Here is a 7,472-nt window from a genome sequence, read left to right as displayed (position 1 = left end):
CCAACCCCGCCATAAGCGGAAAGGTGAATCGGAGCATCTCCGTTCCCGTTCGCCGGACCAACCTGCGTATAGGGGATCAGCTCATGATCGATAGAGACTGCCTCGTGGCGCGTGACCACCAGTCCGGATGCATCGAAATTCTCCGGGCTGCGCTTCAGGATTGCTGAAGCGCTGAGAGACGGCGCGGCATTCAGATCGAACAGCAAGAGCTGCGGCGGCGTGATCGGATCCTGAGCACAGATCAGGACCTCTCCATTGGTCTCGTGAACTGCCGCATCGAATGACCAGACGTCGACAGTACCTTCGGCGGGCAGGGTGTTCAGGACTCGGCGCGTCCATTCCTGGTGGCCGGGAGTGAACATCTCGAAACGCGGTGCGAGATTGACGAGGTAAGAGATAATGAGCTTCCCGTCATTCCAGAAGAATGACTGCATGGAGCGCCTTTCCCCTGGTTGAAACAGGGTCTCAAAAAGGCGTCCGCCGGCGAGGAAAGTGGAAAGCGAGATGACGATCAGCGCGTCGGCGGGATGGGTGGTGCCTCCCACCGTCCAGGGCTTGCGCGGCCTTACCGCCAGCCAGTCGCCGAAGACCCGCCACGACGCGTCGCGAGGAAGATCGATCTGCCTCCTCGGCCCGCTCCTATCGCCGATCCAGCTGATCTTCTCGAAGAAGGCCGGCTGCTCGATGAACCAAAGGCGCTCGCTGCGGCCGGTGCGGTCCGAATGACCAGACACTTGGAAGCTTTCGAACCCGGCCTCGAAGATTGCCGGCGTGGTGAGGGGATCCGCGTCACGCTTCCACAGTCGAACTGTGCGCGCATAGCCGGAGCGGGTGGCCATGCCATTACCAAGCGCACTGGAAAGCAGAAGCGTGTCAGGGTCCAGCCAATTAACGTAGCCTTTGGCCTCGGGGAGGTTGAAGCCGTCGGCGACAAAGCTCAGAGAAATCAGGTCGAATTCGCGATGCACGACCGCGTCGCTGCCGCCGCGCGACAGGCGCAGAACGGCTCTTTCCCGTCTCTCCGGCTCGATGGACGCGCCGTCCCAGATCCAGTCCTCTCCGTCGCTAGCCGCGAGAGCATCCAGATCGAGCAGTAGCTCCCATTGGGGATCCGCCTTCATGTAGGCGGCAAGGGTGGTCCGGCGCCACAGTCCGCGTGGATTACCGTCATCTCGCCAGTAATTGTAGAGGTACTGACTACGGCGCGCGATCAGGGGAAGATTGTCGCGATTGTCGAAAATGGCTGTCAGAGCCGCGCGGTCGCGCTCGAACTGCGTTCCACCGAAGTGCTTCAGAGTCCTTGCCGATTGGCCGGCGGCCCAGGCAAGTGCCCGCTCGCCCTCTACATCTTCAAGCCAGACATAGGGATCGTCGTCGGGAGCATCAAGCGTTGGACGGACATCAAATGCGTTCATGTCCGGACAGCCTTCAGAAAGAAGGGATAGAGGCTTCCGTCGGCTCGGGAACGCTCAGTGTCGGTAGCGGCGCCCACATGTTCGAAAAGCGTGATCATTGATGAGTTCTTCCAGTCGGTGCGGCATCGCAGTGCTTTTGCGCATAGGGCCGCAACCTTCGTGCCAACTGGGAAAATCGTTTCGGAACAATGCGATCGCTCTGGAAGCGTTGTGTCACATGTCCGACATCGTCGAGAATCCGACAACGAGTGCTCCTCCTAATCACCGGATCAACCTCCGGCGCCAGTCGTGGACACTGTGCAGAACTCGAGAAGTGAAGCTCATTGGAGTGAACCTGGTTGACGCCCAACATCTTCGCTCTGGAGCGCTTCACGCACACGGATTCATGGCAGACACCATGATGCGATCGATGCTGTTAGAGACCAAGCTGGCTGCGCCTGTGAGTTTCAGCCGCCAGCTGGAAGCAGCGGAGTTCTGAGGAGAAGGGTGGGGGGCCCAAGCCCTGCCGCAATCTTGGCCTGCACCGTCCCCTTGATTGTTGTGGGTCAACGTCTGCCTGCCCGCTGAATTTGGCACGCCTTACACCTACGTCACGACCAAGACCTTCCTGTTGCACTTCGGCCTCGACACACTGCGGGATTTGCCCGATTTCGAGGCGATTGAGGTTGCCGCGCTGCTCAGCAAGGAGAAGCTGCTGGCGGGCGATACTCCCATCGGGCTGGTGAGTGGTGGAGGAGGTGAGGAGCGACACTCCAAGGCCAGGACGGGCTAGCGCAGCAGATACATGGAAGTAATCGCTTGATATGAGCGGTTGAGAGTCGAATCAGGGAACTATGCGATCACTATCGATAAGAGGTGGCAATATCGATCGTGATTGTATCGGGCCACTCTACGGCGAAGGAGGCGGCAACTTGTGTCTCCGACCCGAAACGATTACCTTGCGGCCATTATGAGCAAGCATTTGGCATCCGTCTTGACGACGTGAACGCGCCCTGCAGCGTACAGCTGGACGACGCGGCGCTGGCCGATTGCTTTGCGGATCTCGATTTGGCCAAGCAGCATCCCGCTCATGTCAGCGCCTTTCTCGGCGAGGTCCCTCTCGCCCAGCAAGTCGAGTTCGCAACCGCGCACCACATTCGCGGTCGACGAGATGAAGGCTTTTGCCGCCAAGTTCTCTGCCTGGTCCGGCGAAAGCTATCCGCTCGCCGCATAATGGCTGGACATGATAGCCGACGCCCGTCCCGAATGGCGGCGGCTTTTTCGTATTATATCGACCTGATCGACAAGATGCGGCGGAACAGGGGTCCACGTGCGATGCGGCCAAAGCGGATCCAGCTCTCGAGCGCGACTACGGGGTAGGTGTGGTCGCTGGAGCCGCGGCCGACCTCGACCTCGCGCCAGCCGGTCTTGCCGCGCAGGGTGACCAGCAGCCCTTGCCGTCAAAAATCTCGATCCAGCTGGCGCCATCGCTGTTGTCGTCGCGCATGACGTCGAGACCGACGATCTCGGAGCGCCGCAGGCCGCCGCCACAGCCCAGGAGCAAAATAGCGCGGTCGCGCAGGCCCTGAGGTCGTGGCCGAGCGTGGCGATCATCGCCAGCAGATCGTCGCCAGGACCGCCTCTTTCTGCCGCGGTGGCTTTGCGTGCTTGCGGCGAATGCCGGCAAGAACCTTATAGATATGCCGCTCCGCGCGGTCCAACGGCCGGCCGCGCTGGGTAAAGTTCCAGGCGAGGCCGGAAAGCCGCCGCTCGATGGTCGCAAACTAAAGGGCAGGGGCGCCACGCTTCGGATCGCCGGCGGCGGTGCCCGAGGCACAGGCGCTGATATTGAGCCTGATCACCTTCGAGCCCGGAGGCAGGGGATCGAAGCCAGCGCGCCGGCACCAGGAGGAAAAATGCCGCCAATCCTTGGGGTAGGCGTCGCGCGTGTTCTCCGAGGTGGCGTTGTAGCCCCTCGCGGTCTCGACCAGTTCCTGGACATGCGCCGGGACTCTTTGAGCCGGGTCTCCATCTCCTTGTAGAGCTTGTCAAGCTCGCCATCGACTGGCTTCAGGTCGTCGATTGAACATTGCGTCATCATAGGCTTTGTGCCTTGTTGTAGCAGGCATCGTCCGTTCGCGCGGCGGACACAGACATCACCGTCGCTGAGCCGAGAACGACGGTAAAAGAAAATGCACTCACTGACTTCATAACCAATCTCTTTTGCGGGTGATTTAGAAACGGACGCCGAGCTTGGCGCTGAACCCGTGTGTCTGGGCATCCGAGGCGATCTGTCCCTGATAGGCGATGCCGAACGTCGCGTTCTCGGTGATGTTTACGTCAAGCCCAGCTTCGAGCAGAGCTGCGTTCTTTGCGATCGGCACGCCCTTGATGGCGAAGGAGGAACCGCCAGCAAAGGCAAGAGCGGTATCCGGCCTGACGTCGCCGAAGGCGTGGCGCCAGCCAAGACCGCCGCGCGCGGTAGCAGTCACGGTGCCGAGGGTCAGTACCGTCGACGCACGCAGACCTAGCGTGGTAAACGCCGTGTCGCTCGAGCGATCCCCGCTCGACAAGGCGGCTGCGCCGCCATTCTCGGTGAAGCCATCGGCGTCAAAATTCACATAAGCGAGATTAGCGTAGGGCTCGAAGGAAGCCGAAGCCGTATTGATACGGTAGCCGAGCTCGCCAAAGGCCTGGAACGTGCCGGCGTCGTAATCGGCCGAAAGGCTGTCGGCGAAGCCTGGAAAGACCACGGACCTGCCGGTCTCGATGCTGTGCCAGGTATAGGCAAGGCCGGAACGAAAACCGAGATTGCCGTTCTGCGTGCCGGCAAAAAGACCGAGATGGTAATTCTCGCTCGAGCCCGACGACGCGCGATCGTCCGCCTCCAAGGAGGTATGGCTGTAGCCGCTGATGAGGCCGAGCCGCCAGCTTTCGCCGACAGCCGCGTCACCGCCAGCCAGAAAGCCGCCTGTCGAGTGATCGAGACCGGCGGCATTGCCGTCGCTGTCGAGATGACCCCAGGCGCCGAAGCCACGGCCCCATACGGCGAAATTCTCACTCGTTGCCGGGGCCAGTTCCAGACCACCCAGCCCATAAGTCATCACCGGAACGCTGGAGGCACCGACGCCGTCGAACGCCGCACGGATCCGTTCGCTCGCGGCATCGCGTACAGAATGACTGTCCTCGATGAGGCCGCTATGAATGGAAGCATGAACCTCGCCTGATAGCATATCGAAAGCGTTGCGGGCTTCCGGCGCCGTCAGGAACAGGATGTTGTCCTGGATCGGATTACCGCTTCCAAGCGCCTGAGCCGCTGCGGCGACCGAGCGTTGATTGAAGGTGCTGGCTACATCGGCAAACGCCGTCGATGTGCGGCTGATATCGAGATAGACATTGTTGGCATCGTAGACGAGCTGGAAATCGACGAAGGGCGTCGCGTCTGTCGCCAGAGCCCCCGTCAGCCCGCCATAGGTGCCGCTTACGCCGCCTGCTGCGGAGAGCAGAGTATATCGGGCATCGACCGATAGCGTTCCCTGCCGCAGCAGCTCGATCTGCGCGCCGCTGTCGATCGCCGCTGCTCCGCCAACATCGATGAGATCGGACGACCTTGCGAGGTCGACCTGATAGATCGATCCGGACTGCTGCGCGAAATCGCCCGTGACAGTCAGTGTGGTGACGATCCTGCTCGGATCGGTCGCACTGCCAGGAGCGACCGTGCCGCCCTCGGAAATGGTGACCGCACCGTAGGTGCCGCCGCCTGCGACGACACCGCCGCTGTTTGCGATAGCCGTGCCCCCGATCTGCCCGTCATTCCCGAGAAAGCCGGACGTGGTCGCATCATGGGAAAGCACACCTGTATCGGCAAGCAGCAATCCCGCGCCGGAACCGACCGTCGTCATGCCGGAAAAATTGTTCTTTCCGCTCAGCGTTTGCACGCCACCGGCAACGAATAGTTTGCCGCCCATATTATTGTTATCAACGTCGAGGTCGTTGATGCTGCCGGCGAACGTGTCGTTCGAATCCGTTAGCACCAGGGTACGCTTGCCCAGTTCGACCGTTCCGCTGCCACTCAGGCTACGAATACGGGCATCGTTGTAGGCGTCGGAGATTCCCCAATAGTCGCTGCCATTTCCATGTTCGGAGATATCGAACGTGCCGTCTGCAACGACTTTCGCTGACCGTTGGATGTTGCCGAGCCCCGCAAGCGAGAGATAGGCATCCTGAGCAATATTCGTCTCGCCGGTGTAGGTGTTGACATTCGTCATCCGGACCACCGTCTTTGTATCAAGCGTCAGCGATCCGGAGCCGGAGACGACACCCGCTATGCCGAACCCGCCCTCATTCCCCATGCTCGTCGTGATCCTGCTCAGACCGGTCCCTTCGGGTGCGGATGAATCGGTAGAGAAGTTGCTGGCAGTGACGAAATGTGACGTATAAGCGGTATACTTCTTCTCCAGATCGAAAATGACCGATCTGTTTTTGAAGAAGTCAAGACCGGCAACAAAACTGGTCTGGTCATTGGGTTGTTCCGTCGTGCCGCTGGTGTAGGTGAAGTCGATATTGTCCAGCCTTACCGGATCGCCATCCGTTCCTGCGATTGTAACGCTCGGGATGTTGCCCGATGCGCTTACGATCTCGCGTTGCTCATTTCTCCGAACATTTTTAAGTTTGACGCCCGCATCCTGAAATTGCTTCAGCATCGCATCACTGATCTCCAGACTGCCACCGCCCGGTGTGCCGGTGTCGAGCAATACCGCGGTCTTGTTGGGGTCGGTGATTGGTGGGGCTCCATCCTTAACCGTGTACTGCAGATTGTAGCTGCCTTCGTATTCGGTCGAGGCATTGGCGCCAGAGCCAGGAAAATTCTGATAAGAATCCTGATCTTTTTCCTCGGGTTCTCCCCATGGCATGGCATTAGTATATTGGGCCCGGAGGCTTGGATTGAGGTTGACAATCGTGCAGGGGGAACAGCCAGGCGTTTGGTCGCTCTCGGAATCCGGATTCACATTGGCGGAGACCACGTAGCCAGACCTGGTGACACTGCCCATCATGCCCCAGACACTTGTCTTGCCAAGAAAATCGCCGGCCCCGAATGTACCTGCGAAATCGCCGCCTTCGTCTGCCATCTTGCCAGCGGTCATTTTCGCCCGCTGCTCCTTATCGGCGTGATAAGGTTCTTGGAGATCCTGACCATACATATCTTTAAGTCCATCCGTCACGGATCCCGGCGTGCACTTAAGATTGTTGTCCTTGCAATACGCATGGGTATAGACAAAATCGAGAATGCGAGCAGCCCGGTATTTCTTATCGCTTACAGACGGCCCGTCGATTGTTATCTTTTGATCTGGATCGACATATGTAAATTTATCAATTTCCACGTTCTGAAGCTTATTACCATACGTTCCGTCCCCGTACGTATATACGTAAGGCGTGTCGGCAATCGGGCGGACCCCGGTCACCTCTGACCCGATCTGCGTGTTGAGCTGGTCCGAGCCCGTGTCGAATACGTATCGCTGCGCGTTGCCATTGTTGATCTTGGCCCAGATGCCCAGGCGGTCATGGCCTTCCCCGACATACTCCAGCGGGATCGAAATCGGGTCGTCGGCCAACGCTTCTCCAGTTGGAAATGCTACCAGACCCACCCCGAGAGACACAGCCGGCAGGAATACCGTCGTCATCGCGGTGGTTGCCGCCAGAAAGTTCTTTGTCCTGAAACAAGCCTGCATACCTGGTCCTCGAAAAAGTCTCGCAAACTGATTGTTCATTGGAACGGCCTCCTGAATTGTTTAACGAGACCCTTTATGGCGGCCCTGGCTGACAACAGCCTGAAAGCTGCAAGCGGCCTGCGAGAATGGGGCGATCCTGAATGACGACAGGTGCTGTCAACAATGGATGAGTGCTCGGCCTGAAAGCTGAGCACGCTTTATGCTCAGGCTGCTGACAAGGCCAAAGCAGCGTAAGTGCGGAGTGAAATCCAAGGTCCACATGGGTCGTCGCGCTTCCCGTGCGCCTGGGAAGGCGCCGGCCCGGCCAAGCTTTCCCAGATCGTCCGGATGTCGCACAAGATACCGGTTC

General features: G+C 59.4%; 4 protein-coding genes and 2 pseudogenes. 2 read left to right on the top strand and 4 right to left on the bottom strand.

The features are described from left to right. Positions 1–1,415: prolyl oligopeptidase family protein (locus tag EN749_RS26125; RefSeq protein WP_145991009.1), on the bottom strand; the 1,415-nt coding region annotated here is incomplete at its 3' end. Positions 1,416–1,632: 217 nt separating this feature from the next. Between EN749_RS26125 and EN749_RS26120 the strand changes: the two genes are divergently transcribed. Next, positions 1,633–1,893: a hypothetical protein gene (locus tag EN749_RS26120; protein WP_095769041.1), complete on the top strand. Its 261-nt coding sequence runs from the start codon at positions 1,633–1,635 to the stop codon at positions 1,891–1,893. Between the two features lie 93 nt (positions 1,894–1,986). Beyond that, positions 1,987–2,187: pseudogene (locus tag EN749_RS26115) on the top strand (SMC-Scp complex subunit ScpB); the annotation flags it as partial. 161 nt (positions 2,188–2,348) lie between these two features. Here the strand turns inward: EN749_RS26115 and EN749_RS37825 are convergent. From EN749_RS37825 to EN749_RS26100, 3 genes and pseudogenes are all read right to left on the bottom strand, one after another. After that, entirely contained in the window at positions 2,349–2,585 is a 237-nt protein-coding gene (locus EN749_RS37825; protein ID WP_063169293.1) for a hypothetical protein, read from the bottom strand. Positions 2,586–2,701: 116 nt separating this feature from the next. Then, positions 2,702–3,385 (bottom strand): annotated as a pseudogene (locus tag EN749_RS39035) (integrase); the annotation flags it as partial. Positions 3,386–3,628: 243 nt separating this feature from the next. Further along, on the bottom strand, positions 3,629–7,162 hold the full coding sequence (locus EN749_RS26100) for an autotransporter domain-containing protein (RefSeq protein WP_082826570.1): 3,534 nt from the start codon (positions 7,160–7,162) through the stop codon (positions 3,629–3,631). Between the last annotated feature and the right edge of the window lie 310 nt (positions 7,163–7,472).

Origin of the sequence: Mesorhizobium sp. M7A.F.Ca.ET.027.02.1.1 (assembly GCF_004022985.1) — a bacterium.
Classification (GTDB): domain Bacteria; phylum Pseudomonadota; class Alphaproteobacteria; order Rhizobiales; family Rhizobiaceae; genus Mesorhizobium.
Note: the sequence above shows the minus strand (reverse complement) of the source record. Positions and strands in the feature narration are given on the sequence as shown.